The sequence below is a fragment of the Flavobacterium azooxidireducens genome, from assembly GCF_023195775.1.
Lineage (GTDB): Bacteria > Bacteroidota > Bacteroidia > Flavobacteriales > Flavobacteriaceae > Flavobacterium > Flavobacterium azooxidireducens.
Window position 1 is genome coordinate 2,113,045 of sequence record NZ_CP096205.1, and the last position, 24,489, is coordinate 2,137,533.

General features: G+C 33.7%; 24 protein-coding genes. 5 read left to right on the forward strand and 19 right to left on the reverse strand.

All coding sequences use genetic code 11. From position 1 onward, the window contains the following. Positions 1 to 37 precede the first annotated feature (37 nt). The 6 genes from rodA to purH are packed head-to-tail and all read right to left on the reverse strand — an operon-like array spanning position 38 to position 7,129. Positions 38 to 1,291 carry a rod shape-determining protein RodA gene (gene rodA / locus M0M57_RS09215; protein WP_248432761.1) on the reverse strand — a complete coding sequence of 418 codons (1,254 nt, stop codon included), beginning with the start codon at positions 1,289 to 1,291 and terminating at the stop codon, positions 38 to 40. Then, entirely contained in the window at positions 1,291 to 3,144 is a 1,854-nt protein-coding gene (mrdA, locus tag M0M57_RS09220; RefSeq protein WP_248432762.1) for a penicillin-binding protein 2, read from the reverse strand. Before mrdA ends, rodA begins: the two co-directional genes overlap by 1 nt. Next, entirely contained in the window at positions 3,141 to 3,647 is a 507-nt protein-coding gene (locus M0M57_RS09225; protein ID WP_248432763.1) for a rod shape-determining protein MreD, read from the reverse strand. Before M0M57_RS09225 ends, mrdA begins: the two co-directional genes overlap by 4 nt. Continuing rightward, positions 3,640 to 4,464 carry a rod shape-determining protein MreC gene (gene mreC, locus M0M57_RS09230; protein WP_248432764.1) on the reverse strand — a complete coding sequence of 275 codons (825 nt, stop codon included), beginning with the start codon at positions 4,462 to 4,464 and terminating at the stop codon, positions 3,640 to 3,642. The genes M0M57_RS09225 and mreC overlap by 8 nt, the downstream gene beginning before the upstream one ends. A 53-nt stretch (positions 4,465 to 4,517) precedes the next feature. Further along, positions 4,518 to 5,546 carry a rod shape-determining protein gene (locus M0M57_RS09235; RefSeq protein ID WP_112084823.1) on the reverse strand — a complete coding sequence of 343 codons (1,029 nt, stop codon included), beginning with the start codon at positions 5,544 to 5,546 and terminating at the stop codon, positions 4,518 to 4,520. Positions 5,547 to 5,602: 56 nt separating this feature from the next. Beyond that, complete coding sequence (gene purH / locus M0M57_RS09240; protein ID WP_248432765.1) at positions 5,603 to 7,129, reverse strand: bifunctional phosphoribosylaminoimidazolecarboxamide formyltransferase/IMP cyclohydrolase; 1,527 nt, start codon at positions 7,127 to 7,129, stop codon at positions 5,603 to 5,605. 246 nt (positions 7,130 to 7,375) lie between these two features. Here purH and M0M57_RS09245 point away from each other — a divergent pair, with 246 nt between their 5' ends. Next, complete coding sequence (locus M0M57_RS09245; protein ID WP_248432766.1) at positions 7,376 to 8,629, forward strand: ABC transporter permease; 1,254 nt, start codon at positions 7,376 to 7,378, stop codon at positions 8,627 to 8,629. 59 nt (positions 8,630 to 8,688) lie between these two features. On the opposite strand, the gene M0M57_RS09250 is transcribed toward M0M57_RS09245, so the two are convergent. The 4 genes from M0M57_RS09250 to tamL all read right to left on the reverse strand — a co-directional run bounded on the left by M0M57_RS09250 (position 8,689) and on the right by tamL (position 13,951). Beyond that, a complete protein-coding gene (locus M0M57_RS09250) occupies positions 8,689 to 9,225 on the reverse strand; it encodes a hypothetical protein (RefSeq protein ID WP_248432767.1) in 537 nt (178 codons plus the stop codon). Between the two features lie 83 nt (positions 9,226 to 9,308). After that, complete coding sequence (gene accD / locus M0M57_RS09255) at positions 9,309 to 10,163, reverse strand: acetyl-CoA carboxylase, carboxyltransferase subunit beta (protein ID WP_248432768.1); 855 nt, start codon at positions 10,161 to 10,163, stop codon at positions 9,309 to 9,311. A gap of 46 nt (positions 10,164 to 10,209) precedes the next feature. Then, entirely contained in the window at positions 10,210 to 11,277 is a 1,068-nt protein-coding gene (fbaA, locus tag M0M57_RS09260) for a class II fructose-bisphosphate aldolase (RefSeq protein ID WP_248432769.1), read from the reverse strand. A gap of 118 nt (positions 11,278 to 11,395) precedes the next feature. Next, positions 11,396 to 13,951 (reverse strand): translocation and assembly module lipoprotein TamL, encoded by a 2,556-nt coding sequence (tamL, locus tag M0M57_RS09265; protein ID WP_248432770.1) that lies wholly within the window; start codon positions 13,949 to 13,951, stop codon positions 11,396 to 11,398. Between the two features lie 36 nt (positions 13,952 to 13,987). On the opposite strand from tamL, the gene M0M57_RS09270 reads away from it, so the two are divergent. After that, positions 13,988 to 14,725, forward strand: a complete 738-nt coding sequence (locus M0M57_RS09270) for a TrmH family RNA methyltransferase (protein ID WP_248432771.1) — start codon at positions 13,988 to 13,990, stop codon at positions 14,723 to 14,725. On the opposite strand, the gene porT is transcribed toward M0M57_RS09270, so the two are convergent. Both porT and ubiE read right to left on the reverse strand, forming a co-directional pair. Next, the gene (porT, locus tag M0M57_RS09275; RefSeq protein ID WP_248432772.1) at positions 14,712 to 15,413 is read right to left on the reverse strand and encodes a type IX secretion/gliding motility protein PorT/SprT; all 702 of its coding nucleotides are present in this window, start codon (positions 15,411 to 15,413) and stop codon (positions 14,712 to 14,714) included. The genes M0M57_RS09270 and porT overlap by 14 nt on opposite strands. 1 nt (position 15,414) lies before the next feature. Beyond that, a complete protein-coding gene (gene ubiE, locus M0M57_RS09280) occupies positions 15,415 to 16,146 on the reverse strand; it encodes a bifunctional demethylmenaquinone methyltransferase/2-methoxy-6-polyprenyl-1,4-benzoquinol methylase UbiE (RefSeq protein ID WP_248432773.1) in 732 nt (243 codons plus the stop codon). A 196-nt stretch (positions 16,147 to 16,342) separates the two neighbouring features. Here ubiE and M0M57_RS09285 point away from each other — a divergent pair, with 196 nt between their 5' ends. After that, entirely contained in the window at positions 16,343 to 16,660 is a 318-nt protein-coding gene (locus M0M57_RS09285) for a hypothetical protein (RefSeq protein WP_248432774.1), read from the forward strand. Positions 16,661 to 16,713: 53 nt separating this feature from the next. Here M0M57_RS09285 and M0M57_RS09290 read toward each other — a convergent pair whose 3' ends face one another. Both M0M57_RS09290 and M0M57_RS09295 read right to left on the reverse strand, forming a co-directional pair. After that, positions 16,714 to 17,196: a dihydrofolate reductase gene (locus M0M57_RS09290; protein ID WP_248432775.1), complete on the reverse strand. Its 483-nt coding sequence runs from the start codon at positions 17,194 to 17,196 to the stop codon at positions 16,714 to 16,716. Between the two features lie 2 nt (positions 17,197 to 17,198). After that, a complete protein-coding gene (locus tag M0M57_RS09295) occupies positions 17,199 to 17,543 on the reverse strand; it encodes a 2TM domain-containing protein (protein WP_248432776.1) in 345 nt (114 codons plus the stop codon). Positions 17,544 to 17,792: 249 nt separating this feature from the next. Between M0M57_RS09295 and M0M57_RS09300 the strand changes: the two genes are divergently transcribed. Continuing rightward, positions 17,793 to 18,089, forward strand: a complete 297-nt coding sequence (locus M0M57_RS09300) for an isoamylase early set domain-containing protein (RefSeq protein WP_112084812.1) — start codon at positions 17,793 to 17,795, stop codon at positions 18,087 to 18,089. Positions 18,090 to 18,152: 63 nt separating this feature from the next. Here M0M57_RS09300 and M0M57_RS09305 read toward each other — a convergent pair whose 3' ends face one another. The 5 genes from M0M57_RS09305 to M0M57_RS09325 all read right to left on the reverse strand — a co-directional run bounded on the left by M0M57_RS09305 (position 18,153) and on the right by M0M57_RS09325 (position 23,192). Further along, on the reverse strand, positions 18,153 to 18,977 hold the full coding sequence (locus M0M57_RS09305) for a thymidylate synthase (RefSeq protein WP_248432777.1): 825 nt from the start codon (positions 18,975 to 18,977) through the stop codon (positions 18,153 to 18,155). Between the two features lie 21 nt (positions 18,978 to 18,998). Then, a complete protein-coding gene (locus tag M0M57_RS09310; protein WP_248432778.1) occupies positions 18,999 to 20,657 on the reverse strand; it encodes a NupC/NupG family nucleoside CNT transporter in 1,659 nt (552 codons plus the stop codon). 26 nt (positions 20,658 to 20,683) lie between these two features. Then, positions 20,684 to 21,307 carry a bifunctional nuclease family protein gene (locus tag M0M57_RS09315; protein WP_248432779.1) on the reverse strand — a complete coding sequence of 208 codons (624 nt, stop codon included), beginning with the start codon at positions 21,305 to 21,307 and terminating at the stop codon, positions 20,684 to 20,686. Between the two features lie 128 nt (positions 21,308 to 21,435). Further along, positions 21,436 to 22,404, reverse strand: a complete 969-nt coding sequence (locus M0M57_RS09320; protein ID WP_248432780.1) for an electron transfer flavoprotein subunit alpha/FixB family protein — start codon at positions 22,402 to 22,404, stop codon at positions 21,436 to 21,438. A 41-nt stretch (positions 22,405 to 22,445) separates the two neighbouring features. After that, positions 22,446 to 23,192 (reverse strand): electron transfer flavoprotein subunit beta/FixA family protein, encoded by a 747-nt coding sequence (locus M0M57_RS09325; RefSeq protein ID WP_248432781.1) that lies wholly within the window; start codon positions 23,190 to 23,192, stop codon positions 22,446 to 22,448. 262 nt (positions 23,193 to 23,454) lie between these two features. Between M0M57_RS09325 and M0M57_RS09330 the strand changes: the two genes are divergently transcribed. Next, on the forward strand, positions 23,455 to 24,432 hold the full coding sequence (locus tag M0M57_RS09330) for a pyruvate dehydrogenase complex E1 component subunit beta (protein WP_248432782.1): 978 nt from the start codon (positions 23,455 to 23,457) through the stop codon (positions 24,430 to 24,432). The last annotated feature ends 57 nt before the right edge of the window (positions 24,433 to 24,489 follow it).

Genomic DNA, 24,489 nt, shown 5'->3' on the forward strand with positions numbered 1-24,489 from the left:
TTTCCGGTATTGGTTGAGCTAAAGTTTTTAAAATAACCTACCATTCATTTACTTTATTGGCATCTAATTTTAAAAAGATAAACAATAAAATTGTAAACGACCATAAACTTGAACCACCATACGAAAAGAAGGGTAGTGGCACACCAATGGTTGGAAAAAGTTTAATAAGCATCGTTATGTTTACAAAAAAATGGGTAAACAATATCGTGGCAACACAATAGCCGTAAACTCGACTGAATTTGGTTTTTTGTTGTTCTGCTAAATAAATAATACGAAATAAGAGTGTCACAAATAGCAGTATAACAACTGTTGAGCCCACAAATCCCCATTCTTCACCAACGGTTGTAAAAATATAATCGGTGTGTTGTTCAGGTACAAAACCGCCTTTTGTTTGCGTTCCTTCCATAAAACCTTTTCCAATTAATCCGCCGGAACCGATGGCAATCATGGATTGGTTGAGGTTATATCCTTCATTTTTTAAATCGACGTTGTCACTAAATAAAACATTAATTCTGTCTTTTTGATGAGGTTCTAAAACATTATCAAAAACAAAACCTACCGAAAGAACAAAAGCGGTTGCTGCAACAAAAACAATTAAATAGGCTAATGGATTTCGGTCAACTCTTCTGGCTCTTAGGTAATGAAAAATCATAATTAACACAATCCCAATTAAAATATACATGGGCTGAATAAGCAAGGCTGTAAAAAACAGCACAACGGCTATAAATCCTGTCCAAAGATACCACTCAGGCAATCCTTCTCGATTGAGAACTAAGATTAAAGACAAGAAAATCATGGCACTTCCGGCATCCGGTTGCATCAAAATCAATAAAACTGGTAAACCAATGATGGCAAATGCAATGAGTTGGTGATTCAAATTTTTTAGAAAAACCTGTGAGTCACTTAAATATTTTGCCAAAAGAAGTGCAACAGCTGTTTTTGCAATTTCGGATGGTTGGAAACTAAACGGACCAAATCCATACCAGTTTGTTTGTCCTTTTACGGTTTTTCCGAATACAAACAATCCTAAGAGAAGAACAATTCCTATGATGTAAAAAACAAATGAAAATTTCTCATACACTTTGGCATCAATCGTTAAAATGACAATGATTAATGGAATGCTCAGAATGATAAAAAGAAGTTGCTTTCCGTAATAGTCACTAAAATCAAATTCGGTAAACTCTATCGGAATAGAAGTAGAAAAGATATTTACCCATCCCATTATTACTAAAATGAAGTATAATAGAACGGTAATCCAATCTAAATTGCTGGTTACGCTTTGATTTTTCATTAATGATTAATTCTAAAGGGTTCACCACTTAACACTTTTGCATATTCACTTTCTAAACTTGAATTGAGAATTTTTTTCTCTAAGTCTGTTCGTGTGATTTTATCAGTCAAATATTTTTCGATCATCAAACTGGCAATTGGTCCTGCAATCCGAGCTCCCCAATAACCATTTTCAACAAATACAGCAATAGCGATTTTCGGGTTATCTTTTGGTGCAAAAGCCACAAAAATAGAGTGGTCAGTCAATTGCACTCGCTGTCCGTTTATTTTGGTGAAGTTTTCTGCCGTTCCGGTTTTTCCACAAATTTCAATACCTTTTACTTGTAATCGGGAGGCTGTTCCTTTGTTATAAACGTCAAACATACCTTGTATAACAGGTGGAAAATACTGTTTGTCTATTGTGGTTTGATGTTTGGTTGTGAATTTTTTATCAATGGTATGGTCCTTTATTTTTTTGATTACGTGAGGGGTATAGTAATAACCTTGATTAGCAACCGCACACATTACATTGCACAATTGAATTGGCGTCATCAAGACTTCTCCTTGACCAATAGAATTCGATATGATAGTAGTGCTTTTCCATCCACCGGCAGAATAATATTTGTCGTATAATTTTGAAGTGGGAACATTTCCTTTTCGTCCTGGAGGTAAATCATAACCCATAAAATTTCCTAACCCAAAACTTTTTAAATGATTACTCCAAGCATCCACACCATAAGCTGGTTTTGGATATTTTTCAATAATTTTTTTATACGTATTGGCAAAGTAAGTGTTGCAAGAACTATAAATTCCTGCATTCAAACTAAATCCGCCTGAATCGTGGCATTTCATAAAACGGTTTCCGTAACTAAATCCTCTTCTGCAGAAAAAAGTAGTTTGTTCATCAATTACTTCTTCTTGCAAACCAATTAAAGCGGTTAAAATTTTAAATGGTGAGCCTGGAGGATATTCTGCTAATAAACCTCTGTCATATAGTGGTTTGGCAATACTATCGTTATAAAGTTGAGTATAGTTTTTAGAGCGTTGTCTTCCTACCAAAAGAGCAGGGTCGTAGGTTGGTGCTGAAATTAATGCTAAAATTTCCCCGGTTTGTGGTTCAATTGCAACAATTCCACCACGTTTATTTTTCATAAGTTCCTCGCCATATTTTTGAATATCAATATCCAAAGTCAAAGTGATATCATCACCTTGTTTTGAAATTGTGTCAAAAATTCCTTCTTTATACGGACCAATATCTCGGTTAAATTTATCTCTTTGAATATATTTTACACCTTTTTTGCCTCTTAAAAATTCCTCATATTGTTCTTCAACACCCTGTCTACCAATTAAATCACCACTTCTGTAATAAGGGTTTTTTTCAATCATTGCCGGATTTACTTGTGTAATAAACCCAAAAACATTCGCTCCAACATTCACTTGATAATCTCTAAGAGAACGTTTTTGAATATAAAAACCTTCAAATTTTCTGATTTTTTCCTGAAAAGCAGCAAATTCTTTTTTATTTAATTGTGGTAAGAAAACAGAGGGCAATCGCGGACTATATACAATTGCTTTGTTGATTTTTTTATCAAATTCTTCTTTTGTAATATCGACTAATTCACAAAATTTTAAAGTATCCAAATTTTTAATCTCTCTCGGAACTACCATGATGTCATACGAAGGCTGATTGGCAACCAAAAGTTTTCCTTTTCTGTCATAAATATAGCCGCGTTCGGGATATTCATAAACAATTTTAATGGCGTTGTTTTCCGATTTTAATTTGTATTCGTCGTCAATTATCTGCAAATAGAATAACCTCGCCAAAATGGCAAGGGTTACAAAAATTATCAAGGATGGTAAAATAGCTTTTCTCAATTTTTCGTGGGCTTAAACATATAGATGAGTAAAATACAAAGTATCAGTGTAAAGATAGTACTCAAAATGGTTCGAAGCAATATATCCCAGAAAAAACTAAATCGGAATATTTCTAATAAAAAGAAAATAATGTGATGTGTTAAAACCGAAATCAGCAGAAATGAAAACCGTTCCGGCGTAAGTCTTTCGTTGATTTTTACGGTTTGATATTCATAACTCAATCCAAAAGAAAATTTAAAAAACGAAGGTCGTAAGTAGGCTAATGTTAAGCAAGATGCTGCATGAACGCCACCGGAGTTGTTAAACATATCCATCGTAATTCCTAATAAAAAACTGGCTAACAAAAGTCCGTTTTTATTGCTGTTAACTGGGTAAAGTAAAATAAAAAGAATGTAAGGATAAGGATTCACATAACCCAAAAAATTGATCTTACTGAAGATAGCTACCTGAGCCAAAATCAGCAAAACAAAACGAATAATATTGATGATTACCGTACTATTCATTTTGGTTTTGATTTTCTAATTCTAAAATTTCTTTACGGTCTATATTTTCAATAATATAAACATGACCTAAACTTGTCATGTCGTTAAACAATTTCACATCGATGGTGAAATAGTTGGTTTTATCGTCTGTGTAAATTTTATGAATCGTTCCAATGTTCACATTTTCAGGAAAAATAATCGATTGAGCTCCTGTTACAATTGTATCTCCTTTTTTAACAGAAGCCAATCTTGGAACATCAATTAATTGAACATAACCTGTGTTTTTTCCATTCCAAGTTAATGTTCCAAAATGACTCGTTTTTTTGATTTTGGCATTGATTTGTGATCTTACATTCAAAATGCTGATAACGGTAGCATAATTTTTTGAAGTGTTTTCTACAATTCCAATAATTCCTTTGCTGTTTACAACGCCCATGTCTGATTTAACGCCTTTAGCAGTTCCCGAATTGATGGTTAGGAAATTTTCATGAACGTTATAGGAGTTATTGATGATTTTTGACTGAATCACTTTATAGTTTCCAAAACTGCTCAGTAATTCTTTGTCTATGATTTTGGTTGTATCTTTTCTGTTGTAAAGTAAGCTTTTTAAACGAGCATTTTCGTTGGCTAAACCTTCGTTTTCTGTTTTTAAATTCAAATATTCGTTCACTGAATTGATGCGTTCATAAACACCTCCGGTAACAAAATTAGCCGAATTAATTACTTTACTTCGATGATACGAATGTGATTGAATTGTGAGTAATAACGAAATGACCAAAAGCAGCAAAAACAGTAGCCTTGTACTGTTTTTTATGATAAAAATAAATATCTGCTGCATGTTTCAGTGATTCAGATTGGTAATTCCGTTAGCGTAAATATCAGTAAAACTGATTATTTGATTAAAATACTTCTGAACTTGTTGATGTTTTTTAATGCAATTCCGGTACCACGAACAACGGCTCTCAACGGATCTTCGGCAATGTAAACCGGTAAATCTGTTTTAAGCGAAATTCGTTTGTCTAATCCGCGTAACATTGAACCACCACCAGCAAGATAAATTCCGGTGTTGTAAATATCAGCGGCTAATTCCGGTGGAGTTTGCGATAAAGTTTCCATCACAGCATCTTCAATTCGTTGGATTGACTTGTCTAATGCTTTGGCAATTTCACGATAAGAAACATCAACTTGTTTTGGTTTTCCGGTCAATAAGTCACGACCTTGAACCGACATTTCATCCGGTGGCGTGTCTAACTCTTCAATAGCGGCACCAATTTCAATTTTTATTTTTTCTGCAGTACTTTCTCCCACAAACAAGTTGTGTTGCGTACGCATGTAGTAAACAATATCATTCGTGAAAACATCACCGGCAATTTTAACCGATTTGTCACACACAATTCCGCCTAAAGCGATAACGGCAATTTCAGTTGTTCCGCCACCGATATCAACAATCATATTTCCTTTTGGTTGCATAATGTCAACACCGATACCGATAGCTGCGGCCATTGGTTCGTGAATCAAATAAACTTCTTTTCCGTTTACGCGTTCACAGGATTCTTTTACAGCACGCATTTCTACTTCAGTTATTCCGGATGGAATACAAACCACCATACGTAGAGCAGGAGTGAACAAACGTTTTTTTAGTGCCGGAATACTTTTGATAAACATACTGATCATTTTTTCAGATGCATCAAAATCGGCAATTACACCATCTTTTAGTGGCCTAATTGTTTTAATGTTTTCATGCGTTTTACCTTGCATTAAGTTGGCTTCTTTTCCAACGGCGATAATTTTTCCCGATATTCTGTCACGAGCTACAATCGACGGAGAGTCAATTACTACTTTATCATTATGAATAATTAAGGTATTTGCGGTACCAAGGTCAATGGCGATGTCCTCGGTCATGAAATCAAAAAATCCCATACGTTTGTTTAGGGTTAATTAGGTTTATAAAATTGTAACGTACAAAGGTAAAAAAATTAATGTTTAAAATGACGTGTTCCTGTAAATACCATTGCAATTTTATTTTCGTTGCAATAGTTGATACTCAACTCATCTTTAATTGATCCACCAGGTTGAATAACAGCGGTTATTCCAGCATGATGAGCAATTTCTACACAATCCGGAAACGGAAAAAATGCATCACTTGCCATCACTGCACCATTTAAATCAAAACCAAAAGTATTTGCTTTTTCGATTGCTTGTTTTAAAGCATCTACACGTGAAGTTTGTCCCGTTCCGGAAGCAATTAATTGTCCGTTTTTGGCAAATACAATTGTATTCGACTTCGTGTTTTTGCAGATTTTTGAGGCGAAAAGTAAATCTTCAATTTCTTGATTAGTAGGTGTTGTAAGGGTAACGGTTTTTAAACCTTCTTTATTGTCTGTAATGTTGTTTTTATCTTGGATTAATAATCCGTTTAAACAAGTTCTGATTTGTTTAGTTGGTAATTCAACTTCGTGCTGAATTAAAATAATACGGTTTTTCTTTTCCTGTAAGATAACAACTGCTTCATCATCATAACTTGTTGCTATAACAACTTCACAAAATAATTGATTGATTTCTAAAGCAGTTTCTTTGTCAATTTTTCCATTTGCAATTAAAACACCACCAAAAGCAGAAGTTGGATCACCTGCCAAAGCATCTAAATACGCTTGTTTCATCGAACTTCTTGTTGCAATTCCGCACGCGTTATTGTGTTTTAAAATTGCAAAAGTGGGATCATTTTCTTTAAATTCCAAAATCAAATTCACAGCCGCATCAACATCTAATAAATTGTTATAAGACAATTCTTTTCCGTGCAATTTGGTGAACATTTTATCAAAATCACCAAAGAAAAATCCTTTTTGATGTGGATTTTCGCCATAGCGAAGCACTTGACCATTTTCGATACTTTCTTTATAAACCGTTTCGTCGGTATTAAAATAATTAAAAATAGCCGAATCATAATGCGAAGAAACGTGAAAAGCTTTTGTAGCCAAATGACGTCTTTGTTCTAAAGTAGTTGAACCATTTTGGGATGAAATCAAATCCAATAAATAATTGTATTCATTCACAGAAGCAACAATAACAGTGTCTTTGAAATTTTTTGCAGCAGCACGAATTAACGAAATTCCACCGATATCAATTTTTTCGATGATTTCTGATTCTGATGCTCCTGAAGCGACTGTCTTTTCAAACGGGTACAAATCCACAATCACCAAATCAATTTGCGGAATTTCGAAGGCTTTCATTTCTTCCACATCGCTTGGGTTGTCTTGACGGTTTAAAATTCCGCCAAAGACTTTTGGGTGAAGCGTTTTTACTCTTCCTCCTAAAATAGATGGATAAGAAGTAACTTCTTCCACAGGAACGACCGGAATATCTAAATTTTTTATAAATTCTTCCGTTCCACCAGTCGAATAAATGGTTACATTTTGGCTGTGTAATTGCTTTACAATTGGCTCTAATCCGGTTTTGTCAAACACTGAAATTAAAGCAGATTGAATGGTTTTTGTAGTTGTCATTGTGTTGTTGTTTTTTGAAGGTGCAAAAGTACTATTTGTCTGTTTAACTTTCAAAGGAATGTGAGATTAGTTTTTTCTTTTTTTGATATTTTTTCTTGTTGAAAATCATGTGATTTTGGTTTGCAGTTGAGATAGGTCTAATGCAACAATGTATTCTGATAAAAGAAGTCAAAAAAGACGTGTTTTTTTGTAACAAAATAGCAACTTAAACTACCAATAACTATATTTACAATTAAGAAAAATTCTATGCTTCTTTATCTTCGTTTGCTCAAAGAAAGTTTCAATTTTGCAATGAATGCGTTGCGAAACAATAAATTGCGTACTTTTTTGTCGTTGCTTGGAGTAACAATTGGAATTTTTTCCATCATTGCTGTTTTGGCTGCGGTAGATTCTTTAGACCAAAAGATCAAAGGAGATTTAGGAGATTTGGATAAAAATACGGTTTACTTATTACGTTTTCCATTTGGGCCAAGTGAAGTGCCGAGTTGGAAAAGAGAACAATTTCCAAATGTAACCTATGAAGAATTTGAGTATTTAAAACGTTCCTTAAACGGTGTAGATAAAATTGCTTTCAACCTTTTTACTCGAAACGAAAACATCAAGTTTGAAGAAAGAACCGTAAGTTCTGTTCGTGTAACACCAACTACCAACGAATTTGATGGAATTGACGGAATAAAAATTGAGCAAGGAAGATTTTTTAACGAATCGGAATCTAATTCCGGAACCGGAGTAATTATTTTGGGTTACGAAGTTTCTAATGGTTTATTTGATAGTCCTGAACAAGCTCTTGGAAAGAAAGTTCGTATGTATGGTCAACGTTTCACTGTGATTGGAGTAACTCAAAAGCAAGGTTTTTCAACTTTTGGTGATAGTCGTGATAATGCAGTTTTTATTCCGATGAATTTTATTAGAAGATTATACGGCGAAAATAGCACTATGCTCACACCTGCCATTTTGATAAAGCCTGAAAAAGGTATCGATATGGAAGGTTTTAAAGGTGAAATCACTCAGAAACTCAGAAACTTTAGAGGCTTAAAATCATCTGAAATTGACAATTTCTTTATCAATGTGCTTTCCGGTTTTACAGATATGATTGATGAAATTATGGGACAAATGAATGTGGTGGGATGGATTATTTCCGGGTTTTCTCTCTTAGTTGGTGGTTTCGGAATTGCCAATATTATGTTTGTTTCCGTGAAAGAAAGAACCAATTTAATCGGAATTCAAAAATCATTAGGAGCTAAAAATAAATTTATTTTGTTTCAGTTCTTGTTTGAAGCTGTTATACTCTCTGTAATTGGTGGAATTATCGGTTTAGTTATGGTGTGGCTCATTGCAATGGTTTTATCAAAAGTATTGGATTTTGAATTCGTATTGAGCTTTGCTAACATGATGTTAGGTGCCGGATTAGCAGGAATTATTGGTTTGATAGCAGGAATTATTCCGGCGATTTCGGCTTCTAAATTAGATCCTGTGGAGGCGATTAGAAGTGGGATGTAATTAGCATACTTCATTCACCAATGCAAAAGTTGTGATGAATGTAGCATCTAATTAGTTTTTTACTCTCCCATCAAACTATATGAAAAAAAGGAATAATATTTTTCACTTTTCAGAATTTTCTTAACTTCTTCTAAAGTTTTATTTTTGATGTCGGTAGTGTATTCTTTTCCTAAATAACCAAGTTTATCATACGAAATTAATATAGGAATCAAATCTAAAAACACCTCAAAATTTTCTGAAATAAACTCTCTAATTTCAAAATCTTCATGGTCTAAAATGGCTATTTCTTCCGTTGACTTTATCAAAATTATTAAATCGCTCTCATGATGTCCAATTTTATAAAAGTCTTCATATTCCTCAATTTCAGTTAGCATTATATTTCCAATTATTGAAAATCTTTTATATTGTACATTTAATTTAAATAATTCGAACAATTCAACTTCTGTTTCATTGCACTGTTTCTTATATTCCAAAATATAATCACTAATAAATGCTTGAGCATAATTGATATCAAAACCATTTTGTAGAAAGTCATCTAGTTTTGGAGTTACTGAATTTATTTTAGCTATTTTTTGTTCTAAATGATTGTGTTGCATCAATATGATTTATGATAAAAATTTAAGATAAATTTACTAAAATTATTAACATAAAAAAAATCCCGATTGCTCGGGATTTCATCTTATCTAACATCTTCGTTTAAAATTAAATCTAAATAGAGATTCACTTTGTCTTTCAATTCTTTTCGGTGAGTAATAAAATCTAAGAATCCGTGTTCTAACAAGAATTCAGAAGTTTGAAAACCTTCCGGTAAATCTTTTCCGGTGGTGTCTTTTACAACTCTTGGCCCGGCAAAACCGATTAAAGCTCCAGGTTCACCGATATTAATATCGCCTAACATCGCATAAGATGCTGTTGTTCCTCCCGTAGTTGGGTCGGTACATAATGAAATGTAGGGAATTTTTGCTTCGGCTAATTGAGCTAATTTGGCTGAGGTTTTGGCTAACTGCATTAACGAAAAAGCAGCTTCCATCATTCTGGCTCCACCTGATTTTGAAATCATAACAAAAGGCACATTGTTTTTGATGGAATAATCAATACCTCTTGCAATTTTTTCACCTACGACAGCTCCCATAGAACCGCCGATAAATGCGAAATCCATACAACAAACTACCAAATCTTTTCCTTTTGATTTTCCTACGGCTGTTCGAACCGCATCTTTTAAACCGGTTTTATCGTAAGCTTCTTTTAATCGGTCGGAATATTTCTTCGTATCCACAAAATGCAATGGATCTTTTGAAGTCATTTTTGCATCTAATTCTTTGAATTTATTGTCGTCAAACAAAATTTCAAAATATTCTTTACTGCCAATTCGCACGTGAAAATCATCATCGGGACTCACCCAAAGATTTTTGGCTAATTCGTCCTGATCAATAATTTTTCCGGTAGGGGATTTATACCAAAGTCCTTTTGGAACGTCTTTTTTATCTTCCGTAGCGGTTTGAATTCCTTTTTCTGTTCTTTTAAACCAAGCCATATTTTGTTGTCTGTTATCTGTTGTCTGTTTTCCGTTGTCGGTTTTCTTAGAGTGTGTTTACGTTGTTTAGGTCAGCAAATGCTTGCTCTAATCTTGTATTGAACGTAACTTCACCTTCGCGAATCCATTTTCTTGGGTCGTAATGTTTTTTGTTTGGAGAATCTGCTCCGTCCGGACTACCGATTTGAGTTTTTAGGTAATCAATTTTGTTTACCATATAATCACGAATTCCTTCCGTAAAGGCAAATTGTAAATCGGTATCAATGTTCATTTTGATTACACCGTATGAAATGGCTTCTCTGATTTCTTCTAATGTAGAACCTGATCCACCATGAAAAACAAAATCAATTGGATTTGAATCGGTATTGAATTTTTTCTGAACAAATTCCTGCGAATTTTTCAAAATAATTGGTGTCAATTTTACATTTCCTGGTTTATAAACGCCGTGCACATTTCCAAAAGCGGCTGCGATGGTAAATTTCGGACTCACTTTCATCAATTCTTCATACGCATAAGCTACTTCTTCCGGTTGAGTGTATAATTTTGAACTATCAACATCTGAATTATCAACACCATCTTCTTCACCACCGGTTACACCTAATTCAATTTCTAAAGTCATTCCCATTTTACTCATTCGAGCTAAATATTCTTTACAAATATGAATATTTTCCTCGATTGGTTCTTCTGATAAATCAATCATATGTGAAGAAAATAAAGGTTTTCCTGTTTCTGCAAAATGTTTTTCGGATGCATCCAATAGACCATCAATCCAAGGCAATAAATTTTTTGCACAGTGGTCTGTATGAAGAATCACTGTTGCTCCGTATGCTTCCGCTAAAGTATGAATGTGTTTTGCACCGGCAATTCCACCTAAAATAGCAGCACGTTGACCCTCGTTTGAAAGACCTTTTCCGGCATTATACGATGCTCCTCCGTTAGAAAACTGAATGATAACAGGAGCATTTAATTTTGCAGCAGTTTCCAAAACTCCATTTATTGTGCTTGAACCGATAACGTTAACTGCCGGTAAAGCAAATCCTTTTTCTTTTGCATAGTTAAAAATTTCCTGAACTTGATCTCCGGTTGCTACACCTGGTTTTATGTTGTGTGCCATTTTGGTTATTATATTAGTTAAGAGAACAAAAATAAGAATTAATCGAGTGAACAAAAAATTATTGACTATAAAATCGATGCTCTTGCGGATAGTTTTTCTAAAAAATTACGATAACGTTTTAGAAAGGATAATTAATTCCAACATTGAAAACGGTATTACTGAAATTATATTCTCTAAACCATCTTTTTCCAACTTCATGTGCCGGATTGTAGGTTTTAAATCCGAAATCGAATCGGGCAACCACAAATCCGAAATCATAGCGAATTCCGAAACCAGATCCCACGGCAATATCTCTCAACGATTCTAATCCGGAAAAAATAAAATCTTCATCTTCCACATTATCCAAAACGTTCCAAATGTTTCCGGCATCTACAAAAAGTGCTCCTCTTAGTTTTCCAAACATTTTAAAACGAAATTCGGCATTCACCAAAATCTTCATATTGGCTTCGTTAAAATCATTTCGGGCTCCACTTCTTCCGGGTCCAAGTCCATAAGGTCGCCAAGCTCTGTTGTCGTTGGAACCTCCTCCAAAGTAACTTCGTGAAAACGGAATGCTATTTGAATTTCCGTAAGGAACGGCTATTCCGAAAAAAGTTCTGGTTGCAAAAACCATGTTGTTTCTCAAATCAAAATGTTTGATATATTCAAATTCACCTTTGAGGTATTGTGAAAATTCAATATCAAAAAAAGTTTTATTCCCATTTGGCCCTGTTGGTTGTTTAGAAGCATCAGCAACAAGTGATAATAAATTTCCGGCAGATTCTCCTTTAATTCTAAAAACATAAAAATTATTGTCTAACAAACTGGTTTTTGTTGTTTTAGAAAAGCTATAACTCGATGCAATGATGAGGTTGTTTTCTGTTAATCTGTTTCTTCGTTCGTTAATACTTCGTATGGCATTAAAATCAGCTTGAGAAGGATTAATGCCTGGCTCATTAAACAAAGCATCATTAATAAAACCGTTTGCACCGTTTGGGATGGTTAAATCTCCGTTTAAATCTAAGTAGCTTGGATTAACTGTGTAATTTTGGGCTATATTGTTCAATGCACCATATGACGAACGATATACATTGAAATAATTGTTTCCGTTGATGTTTTTAATATATTGAATATTGAGTAGGTCAAATCGAACAGAATTATATCTTTTTGGTGTCCAATTATACGTAAGTGCTCCTGTGAAATTCTCTTTATCTAAACCGATATTTTCTTGCTTGGCAAAACCCACACTGATTTGAGTAGATGGAATCATTTCTTTTGGAATAATTCTACCTGTTCGAACGGGAAAAAATAACCTGGGAAAATTCAACCGCATGTCGGCACCGTATTCAGAAAGGTTAAAAAAGGTATTGTCGGGATTGGCTAAATCCTGCGAAGAACCGATGTTTCCTCTTCCTCCAATTTCAAGTGTTTCTGCACCATTAAAAATATTTCGGATAGAAAAGGAAGCGTTTCCTGCCAAACCAAAATCTTGAATATTGGAATGGATAGCATCCAATGAAGCACTAAAACTGTATTTTTTTCTTGGACTTAGGTAAATATTAGCAATCAACGAGCTTGCTAAACTATCTCTAGGATCTATTTCATATTGAATTGACGGATAAGTAAAAACCCTGAAATTATTAAGCGAACGAGAGGTTAAGTTGTTTCTAAAATCGGCATAAGTTCCTCCTTTGCTGATGAAAACCGCATCGGTAATGGCTTTTGGTCTATATTTCAATTTGTCGATACTGTAAAGATTGTAGTTGTTATAAACCACACTATCGGCAATTTTTACTGTGCTTTTTGAAGATGGATTGTCTGTGTAAATATTTACTTCACTGATTTTATAAACTTTAAAAGGAGTTGTAACCAGCGTGTCGCCATCGCGATAAGAATAATCACTAATTATTAAATTTACATTTGCTTTGTTGCCGGTTTTAATTGTATCAATATCAAAATTGATATAATTCTGTTGAAAATTATAGACACCATTGTTTCTAAAATTATTGGTGAGTCGATTTCTTTCCTCTTCAAAATTATCCGATTTATATTGTTGTCCGGTTTTGATAACTGATAAGTTTTCAGTTCGTTTATAAAGCGAATCTAAAACCGGCGATGAAATTTTACGGTTAATACTGTCAAGAATGTATGGATTTCCTAATGTTACAGTGTAAGTAGTTGATGCTTTTTTTGCACTAATTGTATCAATAGCAACCTTAGCATCAACATTAAAATATCCTTCATTAAAGTAATAACCTTTTAGTTTTGTGATTGATTTCTTCGCTTTTAATTCGTCTAAAATAACCGGAGCTTCACCAGTACTTTTCAAAAAGCTATGAATCCCAGAATACCAAAACGATTCGCCTAAACGATAGACTTGTTTAGATGATAAAAACTTTGATGTTCGTTGAAATCGAATTGAATCTTTGATGAATTTTTCTGCAAATAATGAGTCATGATCAGGCTTTGCCCAATTGTAAACATATAAACTGAATGGTAAATTTAGAAAACGAGTGTTTGTTTTTTGAGATAATAATCCGGTAACGTCTTCGTTTTTAACTTTTTTCCCGTCAACAATAACATCCGATTTAGCGAGTAGGTTTTTCCCATCCGGAACTCTTTTTACAGAATCACAGGCATAAAAAAACAGTGCAATTAAAATTATTAATGATATTTTTGCGGAAATCTTTTTCAATTGAATTAGAAATTTAGTTCAAAAGTACATTATTTTATGGTTAGTAAAAACCAAATTAAACGAATTACCGGATTGCACCAAAAAAAGTTTAGAAATGAACAACAACTTTTTATTGCCGAAGGGTTTAAAGTGATTCAGGAATTGTTTCATTCGCATTATGAAATTCAGGAGTTTTATTCTACCGATGCAACATTGCAATTGAATAACGAAGTTAGACCGGACATTATTTCAGAAACCGATTTAAAAAAAATAAGTTGTTTAAAAACGCCTAATACTTGTTTGGCGGTTTTTAAAATAACACCATCAAAATCAATTAAATACGAAGGGTTGACTTTGGTTTTAGATGATATTCGAGATCCGGGAAATTTAGGAACAATAATCCGTTTGTGTGATTGGTTCGGAATCGAGCAATTAATTTGTTCCGAAGAAACGGCAGATGTTTATAATCCAAAAGTAATTCAAGCTACGATGGGCTCAGTTGGTAGAGTAAATGTTGTTTATACTTCTTTGGAAAGTTTTTTAAAGAAAACAGACCAACCCATTTATGGTGCTTTTATGGATGGTGATGTTGTGTACGAAGCGGAATTACCATCCAATGCTGTTTTAATTATGGGAAATGAAGCCAATGGAGTTAGTGCAACTGTTGAAGCTTTGATTCAGAAAAAAATCAGTATTCCACGTTTTGGGAAATTACAAAAAACAGAAAGTCTAAATGTAGCAACAGCAACAGCTATTTTGTTAAGCGAATTTCGAAGAAATTTTAGTGGAAAGTAAAATTTACAAAAAATCCTCTTGTTGACATAGAACCAACTGAAGATGTCCAAGGACTGTTCGGGTCATTGTCGCGAATTAATTCATCGTTTAAACCGAATACACCTCTAATGGAAGGTGAGAATTTGAAGTATTCAAGATAAATATCAATTCCAAAACCAACTTCGTAAAAATTACTCCATTGCGTCATTCTAAAACGATTGTTGGAATTATCGTCCTGAGCTTTGGCATTACTGGATAAATTGAGTGCGGTTGAAACACCACCTAGCAAATAAGGTCTAACATTACCTACCCTTTGAGATGAAAACTTCAAAAGTAACGGAAAATGAATATAAGTTGATTTTACTTCCCGCATGGCATCAAATTGATTCTCAAAATTGGGGAAAGTTAAATTTCGTTGTGTGTAATATAATCCGGGTTCAAAACGAAGATTTATATTTTTATGTAAACGTAAATCTCCAACCAATCCAACATTAAAACCGGTTGTTGATTCTGATAAAATTTCCTCAGTAACACGGTTTTGATCTATTTTAAAATCATAGGAATTAAAACCTAAGAAATAACCCCAATGAACGCGTTGTTCGTCAAAGTTTTCAAGATGAATAATTGGGTCTTTACCGAAAATTCCACTAAATTGGGCATTCGATTGGATACTTATTAAAGAGATTATGGCTAAAAATACTGTTCTCATTTTATTTTTTTGATGCTGAATAAATAGTAGCAACACCAAACGTTTGAGGCATTGCTGCTACCTCTATAAACCCAACTTTTCTCAAAATATTGTTTAAAGCTTCTCCATAAGGAAAAACTGAAGCGGATTCGGATAAATAGGAGTAGGCAGAATTGTCTTTAGAAAATAGCTTTCCTATTAGTGGTAAAATATTTTTAGTATAAAAATGATAGCCTTGTTTAAATGGAAATTTCTTTGGAACCGAAGTTTCTAAAATAACAAATATTCCGTTTGGCTTTAAAACACGAAGAATTTCAGCCAAACCTTTTTCTAAGGTTTCAAAATTTCTAACACCAAAAGCAACAGTAATTGCATCGAAACTATTATCTTCAAAAGGAATGCTTTCAGAATCACCCAAAACCATTTCTATTCTATTTGAAAGTTTTTTTTGTTCAATTTTTTTTCTTCCCACATCAAGCATTCCGGCAGAAATATCCAGACCAACAATTTTTTTAGCATTGGTTTTTGTCATCAAAATGGCTAAGTCGCCTGTTCCTGTGGCAATGTCAAGAATAGTATCAGGATTTTTTGCAGAAACCATTGCCAAGACCTTTTTACGCCATTTCACATCAGTACCAAAAGAAATAACACGGTTTAGTCCGTCATAATTACCCGAAATGTTATCAAACATTTGAGCAACTTGTTCTTTTTTACCTAATGAGGAATCTTTATATGGTGTAACAGATTTTGACATACTTAAATTTTAGGCAAATATAAACTATTCTGTAATCATGGCAATAATTGAATGATTTAATTTGTTTATCATTTTTATCAAAAAAATAAACAAAAACTCACTGTTTTTAGTGATATAAAAAAAATCACTAGAAGTGGGTATTGTGTATGTGTTTGATAATGTGCAATTTTACCACATGAATCAAATGTTAAACATCATGTTATCAAGAATTGTTAAGGCTGAACTAAGATGGATACTACTGGCACTAGTTATCACATTTTTTCTTGTTAGCAGTATCGACAGTATCGCTTTAATCGGCAATACTGAAGTTGGGGTGCCACAAACGTTCTTAGGGTTAAATTTGTTTTTGGAAATTTTAGTTTTTTTCGCTTTTAGTACCTTTGTGGTATTTGGTATTAAAGGCTTCTTTGAGATGTATTCTCAAAGGTTTGCCAATGTCGTTATCTTCATTTCTGGAGTATTTCTGGCAGTGGTAATTTTTATATTAAGTTATCAGATACTGATGCTTGAATAGGCCAATTCATACATGATACATTGATTCTAAACATCCCGAAAGGGATGTTTTTTTTATTTACGAATGTAAGTTTGATAGGTAAAATCAACCAAATGTTTTTCATCTTTAGGATGATATTCTTCTTCCACTAATTGCCAACTATCCGCATTGATTTCAGGAAAATAGGTGTCAGCATCAAAAGAGTCGTGAACACGAGTGAGTTCAATAACATCTGTGTATTCAAGCGATTGTTTGTAAATTTCACCTCCGCCAATGATAAAAGCATCTTCGTCTTCGGGAACAAATTCGAGAGCTTTTTCAATACTATCTACCACGATACAATGTTCCGGTTGGTAGTTTTTTTGTCTAGTAATAATAATGTGAGTTCTGTTGGGAAGCAGCTTAGGAAAACTTTCAAATGTTTTTCTTCCCATTATGATATGATGACCTGATGTTAATTCTTTAAAACGTTTAAAATCATCAGGCAAATGCCAAACTAAATCATTGTCTTTTCCTAGAGCATTGTTTTCGGCGGCCGCCGCAATCATTATAATCATTCTTAAATTTCGGTTTTAGAATTAAATTCATTTTCTACTTTTTGTTGTAATTGCTGAATTTTTTGTTCTTGTTTTGCCATCAAACGTTCAATTTGATCGCGTTCCCAATTTTTATTCATAAATCGGTCAGTGATGTACACTTTGATGAAATGAAGAATAAAAAGGAAGAACCAAATGGTAACTGCCCATAAATACCACCCTTCAAAAGGTTGAATATCAAAAAACTTTTCAACTAATAAAAAGAATAAACTTCCAATTAAGAAAAGGACAAAATGATAATAAAGTCGCTTTTTTTGTTTAATTCTTCTACGAGCATATTCGTATTGTTCGTGTTGCTCTGTGTTCATAATGGTTTTATTATTGGTTTTTTGGTTCTGAAAGGTATTATATTTTTGAAAAATAAAAAAATCATTTTTACATATAATGAAAAGCGAAACCGTTTTCCTGTTAAGAATTGTTAATCTAACCCGCTATATATTAACAAAATAGCTGTTTTTTGTGGTGGTTTTTGGTAATTTAACAAAAAGAAAGCTAACTATTTGATTTTCATTATTCTATTTGTTTCTTTGTGGCATAATTTTAAAATTAAATTAATCATGGCAATCAAGAAACAATTTATAAAAACGAAACCGGTTTGTAAAGTAACTTTTTCAATCGAAGCAAAAGAAGCTACGACTGCTGCTGTAGTTGGTGATTTTAACAATTGGAATCCTAAAGAAGGAGAATTAGCAAAATTAAAAAACGGAACTTTCAAGGCTACGTTTGAATTACCTGCTTCTAATTCATACGAATTCCGTTATTTAGTTGATGGAGAATTCGTAAACGATGACCAAGCTGATGCTTACAAATGGAATGATTTTGCTGCTGCTGAGAATAGCGTTGTTGCAGTGTAAAACTTTGATTCTTATCGTAAATATTTAATCCGTTTGATTTTGGTCAAACGGATTTTTTATTTTTTAAACAGCTACAGCACCTTTAATATGAGCATGCGGATCATACCCTTCCAACGTAAAATCGTCAAATGTAAAATCGAAAATGGATTTAATTTCCGGATTTAAAATCATTTTTGGTAAAGGTTTTGGCTCACGCGAAAGTTGTAATTCCAATTGTTCGATGTGATTGTTATAAATGTGTGCATCACCAAAAGTGTGAATAAAATCTCCCGGTTGTAAATCGCAAACCTGAGCAATCATCAATGTAAATAAGGCATACGAAGCAATGTTAAACGGAACGCCTAAAAATATATCAGCACTTCGTTGATACAATTGACAACTCAATTTTCCATCGGCGACATAAAATTGAAAAAATGCGTGACACGGTGGAAGAGCTGCTTTTCCGTTGGCTACATTTTCTGCAAATGATTTGGAAGTGTCGGGTAAAACAGAAGGGTTCCAAGCCGAAACTAACATTCTACGGCTATTTGGATTTTTCTTTAATGTTTCGATTAATTCGGTAATTTGATCAATTTCTTCACTGTTCCAGTTTCGCCATTGATGACCGTAAACCGGACCTAAATCACCATTTTCATCCGCCCAATCATCCCAAATCTTTACTCCGTTTTCTTTTAAATAGCTAATATTCGTTTCGCCTTTAATAAACCAAAGCAATTCGTGTATAATTGATTTTAAGTGTAATTTTTTGGTGGTAACCATCGGAAAACCTTCGCTTAAATCAAAACGCATTTGATAACCAAAAACACTGATTGTTCCGGTTCCGGTTCGATCACCTTTTTGTGATCCGTTTTCTAAAACGTGTTTTACTAGGTCGTGGTATTGTTTCATTTTGGGTTTTATTTTATTAGGTTAACCTATAATCATTCCTGCAATAGTTTCTGATAGCAAAGATGCTATACTTCCACCAATTACTGCTTTTAAACCAAATTCCGAAAGTGTTTTCCTTTGTCCTGGAGCTAACGATCCAATTCCTCCAATTTGTATTCCAATCGAAGCAAAATTAGCAAAACCACATAACATATAGGTGGCCATAATTACTGATTTATCATACGTAAAATGGATAGTTGAAGCGGCATTTTTCAATTCAGCTAATTGAATGTAGCCAACAAATTCAGAAGCAGCTAATTTTATCCCTAATAATTGACCCATTAACATAACATCTTCTTGAGCAACGCCAATTAACCACATTAACGGAGCAAAGACAATTCCTAAAATGGTTTCTAAAGAGAATTTCGAATAAGGAGTGTTTGCGGCAATAACATCATTTAAACCAGACCATCCACCAATCCAACTCAAGGTGTAATTAATCATTGCAATAAAAGCAATAAAAACTAATAACATCGCTGCTACATTGGCTGCTAATTTCAAACCTTCTGTTGTTCCGGTTGCAATGGCATCTAAAATATTAGATCCAATTTTTTCTTTAGAAACTTCTACATTCGTGTCAATTGCTTCCGTTTGAGGGAACAATATTTTTGAAACAACAATGGCTCCAGGGGCAGCCATTACAGAGGCAGCAAGCAAGTGTTTGGCAAATTCCAATCGCAAAACCGGATCATTTCCACCCAGAAAACCAATGTAAGCAGCTAAAACTCCTCCGGCAACAGTGGCCATTCCGCCAATCATAACTAAAAGAATTTCGCTTTTATTCATTTTTTCTAAATAGGCTTTAATCATCAATGGAGCTTCGGTTTGACCTAAAAAGATGTTTCCGGCAACCGATAAACTTTCGGCACCTGATATACCTAAAATTTTGGTTAAGAGCATCGCTAAACCTTTTACTATAATTTGAATTATTCCCAAATAAAACAATAACGAAGTTAAAGCAGAGAAAAATATAATAGTTGGTAACACTTGAAACAAAAAAATGAATCCAAAATTATCCACATTCATCATTCCGCCTAATAAAAATTCACTTCCGGCTCTCGTAAAATCTAATACTTTTACGAATAATCCACCAACAAATTCAAATATATTTTTTACAAAAGTGACTTTCAGAACTCCGATTGCAAGTATCAATTGAGCCAAAATTCCAATCCCAACCGTTTTCCAATTAATGGCTTTTCGATTAGCACTAAACACAAAAGCTAAGGCTAAAAGTGATAGCATTCCCAAAACTCCTTTCCATAAACTAGTCATCGAAAAACCTTCACTTGCAATTAGTTTCGCTTGATTTTGAACCGGTTTTATTTTATTGGAAGAAAAAAACGAATATGCCTTATCTTTCGATTTTAAAGTCAGAAGCGAATCTGATTTTGATGTAATTGTAAATCGTTTGGTTGGTGCATCGGAACCATTTTCAAACAAAAAAAGAAAATTATCTTGTACTAAATAATCTCCTTTTTGAGTAAGACTATCAGAACTGATTTTAAGTTCATAGCCACCTTCTTTTAATTCTAAATAATCCGTTTTGGAAGAACTTAATTGCCATTTTTTTTCAAGTTCCTGTGCACTTAAACCCACTGAGAACAGCACAGTTAAAGTAAGTAAAAATAATTTTTTATACATTTGATGAAGTATAGATTTTGGATTATTTATGATTCCTTTTTTGAAATTTCGTCTCTAATCTTGGCAGCTTTTTCGTAGTCTTCGTTTTGCACCGCTTCGTTTAATAATTCATATAATTCTTGAACACTTTTTCCGGTGTAACTGTCTTTTGGTGTAGTTTCTTGTGCACCAAATGTCTCAGGCGTACTCAAAACACCATCGTTATCTTCGTTGGCATTTTCAGGTTCCATCGTGTTTCCTTTTAGATAAACTCCGGCTTTGTCCAAAATATTTTTGTAAGTAAAAATAGGAGCATTAAAACGCAATGCCAACGCAATAGCATCGGATGTTCTGGCATCGATAATTTCTTCAATTTTGTCGCGTTCGCAAATGATACTCGAATAAAAAACACCATCCACTAATTTATGAATAATCACTTGTTTGACTACAATATCAAATCGGTCGGCAAAATTTTTAAACAAATCGTGGGTAAGTGGGCGAGGGGGTTTTATTTCTTTTTCCAACGCAATGGCAATGGATTGAGCTTCAAATGCACCGATTACAATGGGTAATTTTCGCTCTCCATCTACTTCATTTAGAATCAATGCGTAGGCACCGTTTTGGGTTTGACTGTAAGAAATTCCTTTTATGGCTAGTTTAACAAGACTCATATTATGATATTATAATGCTCTAAAAATAAGGCATTTATGCTTAATTAGTAATAAAAAAATGGGCTATCCAAACAAAGATACAACTATCTCGATTTAGATAGCCCAATGAGGGCACAATTTATAAAAAATTATGAATTTTGAGCTTTAAATTCTTTTAATTTTTGAGTCAATTTAGGAACAATCTCAAAAGCATCACCAACTACACCATAATCGGCTACTTTAAAGAAAGGAGCTTCGGGGTCAGAATTGATAACAACTTTCACTTTAGACGAATTAATTCCGGCAATATGCTGAATTGCCCCTGAAATTCCAATCGCAATATATAAATTCGTTGCAACAGGTTTTCCGGTTTGTCCAACGTGCTCACTGTGAGGTCTCCAGCCTAAATCGGATACCGGTTTAGAACAAGCAGTAGCAGCACCTAAAACAGTTGCTAATTCTTCTACTAATCCCCAGTTTTCAGGACCTTTTAATCCGCGACCACCTGAAACTACAACTTCTGCATCGGCAATTGTTACTTTTCCGGTCACTTTTTCTACGTTTTCAACTTTTACATTAAAATCAGCATCATTTAAACTTGGAGAAAAATCTTCTGTTGATAAAGTTGAAGTACTTTCAACCAAACCATACGAGTTTTTAGCCAAACCTAACACTTTTATATCAGTTGAAATTTCTGTGATATTAAAAGCTTTATTTGAAAATGCATTTCTTTTTACTTGAAATGGTGAAGTGCTCAAAGGTAACCCAACCACATTGGATGTGTAACCTGCTTCTAATCCTACTGCCACCAACGGAGCAAGGTAAATGCTATCCGTTGTTGATGAAAGCACAATCACTCTTGCACCTTCTTTTTGAGCTGCTTGTTTGATTACATCTGCGAAAGCTTTTGCATTAAAAGTTGCCAATTTATCGTTGGTTACTTTCAATACTTTATCTACACCGTATTTTGATAATTCTGAAACATCAGAAGCGTTTACTGTTACAGCTGTTACAGTTGTTCCTAATGATTCTGCTACTTTTTTTGCATAGGAAGCTAATTCGAAAGCTACTTTTTTAAATTTTCCTTCAGCCGATTCTGCATATATTAATAATGACATAATTTATATTTTAAATGATGAATTTTAAATTTTAAATGGAATTAGATAACCTTAGCTTCGTTGTGTAACAAACTCACCAATTCATCCAAATTATCTGCACTTACTAATTTCACTGCTGATTTTGGAGTCGGTTTTTCAAATTTTACGGCTTTCGTGTTGTTATTTGCATCAATTGGTTCTAAAACTGTTAATGCTTTTGTACGAGCTGTCATAATCCCTCTCATATTTGGAATGCGTAAATCTTTTTCTTCCACTAATCCTTTTTGACCACCAATTACCAAAGGTAAAGATGCCGAACTGGTTTCTTTTCCACCATCAATTTCTCTGATTACTTTGGCAGAGGAACCATCCACTTTTAAATCAATACAAGAGTTGATAAAATTATAACCCAATAAACCTGCAATCATTCCCGGAACCATTCCACCATTATAATCCAATGATTCTTTTCCGCAAATTACTAAATCATATTGACCTTGTTTGATTACTTCGGCTAATTGCTTGGCTACAAAAAATCCATCTGTTGGTTTGGCGTTTATTCTGATGGCTTCATTTGCACCAATTGCTAATGCTTTTCTCAAAGTTGGTTCCGTATCAGGTCCACCTACATTTATAACAGTAACATTGGCTCCTTGTTGCTCTTGAAACCAAATTGCTCTGGTTAAACCAAATTCATCATTCGGATTGATAACAAACTGAACACCATTCGTGTCAAATTCAGAATCGCCGTTCGTAAAATTAATTTTTGAAGTAGTATCAGGTACATGACTGATGCAGACTAATATTTTCATATAATAGATTTAGATTATTTTTTCGGTTACGAAATTACGAATTATTTTTCAAATTTTAGTATGCGTGCATAATATTTTTTCAGTATTATATCGTTTTCGTAAGTAATATTATTGATTTTAGAATTTTTTCAAACATTTTTTTGCAATTTATATTTAGAAAAGCAGTTACTATTGCGAATTATTTTAGCGATAAATTATGCATTAAAGTAATTTAAAATATTTATTTTTGCCATTCGATAAAAAGACTTAAGAAATTAGAAATATGAGAACAATTCAATTCAGAGAAGCAATTTGTGAGGCCATGAGCGAAGAAATGCGTCGTGACGAAAGCATTTATTTAATGGGTGAAGAAGTGGCAGAATACAACGGAGCCTACAAAGCTTCAAAAGGAATGTTAGATGAATTTGGACCAAAACGTGTAATCGATACACCAATTGCCGAACTTGGATTTGCTGGAATTGCCGTAGGTTCAGCTATGAACGGATGTCGTCCGATTGTAGAATTTATGACCTTTAACTTCTCTTTGGTTGGAATTGATCAAATTATAAACAACGCAGCAAAAATGCGTCAAATGTCGGCCGGACAATTTCCTATGCCGATGGTTTTTCGTGGTCCAACTGCTTCTGCCGGACAATTAGGTGCAACGCACTCTCAAGCTTTTGAAAATTGGTTTGCGAATACACCGGGTTTAAAAGTAGTAGTTCCATCAAATGCATATGATGCAAAAGGTTTATTAAAAGCAGCTATTCGTGATAATGATCCGGTCATTTTTATGGAATCTGAACAAATGTATGGTGACAAAATGGAAGTTCCGGAAGGAGAATATACCATTCCGCTTGGTGTAGCTGATATCAAAAGAGAAGGTTCTGATGTGACGATTGTTTCTTTCGGAAAAATTATCAAAGAAGCTTATACTGCTGCTGATGAATTGACCAAAGAAGGAATTTCGTGTGAAATAATCGATTTAAGAACGGTTCGTCCGATGGATTATGATGCCATTTTAAAATCAGTCAAAAAAACAAATCGTTTAGTAGTTTTAGAAGAAGCTTGGCCATTTGCTAGCGTAGCTTCAGAAATTACATATATGGTTCAAGAAAGAGCTTTCGATTATTTAGATGCTCCAATTCAACGTATTACAACAGCAGATACACCGGCTCCTTATTCTCCTACTTTATTGAAAGAATGGTTGCCAAATTCATCCGATGTTGTAAAAGCAGTAAAAAAGGTTTTGTATAAATAATCAAAATAAAAACTATATTTGAAACTTCATCAACGTGTTATTTGATGAAGTTTTTTT

Bases quoted from the DNA above. Each gene is read 5' to 3' on its own strand.
- ubiE (WP_248432773.1), bottom strand. From the start codon at position 16,146: ATGTCAAAATCTGTTACACCATATAAAGATTCCTCATTAGGTAAAAAA.
- M0M57_RS09285 (WP_248432774.1), top strand. From the start codon at position 16,343: ATGTTATCAAGAATTGTTAAGGCTGAACTAAGATGGATACTACTGGCA.
- M0M57_RS09325 (WP_248432781.1), bottom strand. From the start codon at position 23,192: ATGAAAATATTAGTCTGCATCAGTCATGTACCTGATACTACTTCAAAA.
- M0M57_RS09315 (WP_248432779.1), bottom strand. From the start codon at position 21,307: ATGAGTCTTGTTAAACTAGCCATAAAAGGAATTTCTTACAGTCAAACC.
- M0M57_RS09290 (WP_248432775.1), bottom strand. From the start codon at position 17,196: ATGATTATAATGATTGCGGCGGCCGCCGAAAACAATGCTCTAGGAAAA.
- mreC (WP_248432764.1), bottom strand. From the start codon at position 4,464: ATGCAGCAGATATTTATTTTTATCATAAAAAACAGTACAAGGCTACTG.
- M0M57_RS09225 (WP_248432763.1), bottom strand. From the start codon at position 3,647: ATGAATAGTACGGTAATCATCAATATTATTCGTTTTGTTTTGCTGATT.
- porT (WP_248432772.1), bottom strand. From the start codon at position 15,413: ATGAGAACAGTATTTTTAGCCATAATCTCTTTAATAAGTATCCAATCG.
- fbaA (WP_248432769.1), bottom strand. From the start codon at position 11,277: ATGGCACACAACATAAAACCAGGTGTAGCAACCGGAGATCAAGTTCAG.
- M0M57_RS09245 (WP_248432766.1), top strand. From the start codon at position 7,376: ATGCTTCTTTATCTTCGTTTGCTCAAAGAAAGTTTCAATTTTGCAATG.
- accD (WP_248432768.1), bottom strand. From the start codon at position 10,163: ATGGCTTGGTTTAAAAGAACAGAAAAAGGAATTCAAACCGCTACGGAA.
- M0M57_RS09300 (WP_112084812.1), top strand. From the start codon at position 17,793: ATGGCAATCAAGAAACAATTTATAAAAACGAAACCGGTTTGTAAAGTA.
- M0M57_RS09305 (WP_248432777.1), bottom strand. From the start codon at position 18,977: ATGAAACAATACCACGACCTAGTAAAACACGTTTTAGAAAACGGATCA.
- M0M57_RS09250 (WP_248432767.1), bottom strand. From the start codon at position 9,225: ATGCAACACAATCATTTAGAACAAAAAATAGCTAAAATAAATTCAGTA.
- M0M57_RS09235 (WP_112084823.1), bottom strand. From the start codon at position 5,546: ATGGGATTTTTTGATTTCATGACCGAGGACATCGCCATTGACCTTGGT.
- rodA (WP_248432761.1), bottom strand. From the start codon at position 1,291: ATGAAAAATCAAAGCGTAACCAGCAATTTAGATTGGATTACCGTTCTA.
- M0M57_RS09310 (WP_248432778.1), bottom strand. From the start codon at position 20,657: ATGTATAAAAAATTATTTTTACTTACTTTAACTGTGCTGTTCTCAGTG.
- M0M57_RS09295 (WP_248432776.1), bottom strand. From the start codon at position 17,543: ATGAACACAGAGCAACACGAACAATACGAATATGCTCGTAGAAGAATT.
- M0M57_RS09320 (WP_248432780.1), bottom strand. From the start codon at position 22,404: ATGTCATTATTAATATATGCAGAATCGGCTGAAGGAAAATTTAAAAAA.
- M0M57_RS09330 (WP_248432782.1), top strand. From the start codon at position 23,455: ATGAGAACAATTCAATTCAGAGAAGCAATTTGTGAGGCCATGAGCGAA.
- M0M57_RS09270 (WP_248432771.1), top strand. From the start codon at position 13,988: ATGGTTAGTAAAAACCAAATTAAACGAATTACCGGATTGCACCAAAAA.
- purH (WP_248432765.1), bottom strand. From the start codon at position 7,129: ATGACAACTACAAAAACCATTCAATCTGCTTTAATTTCAGTGTTTGAC.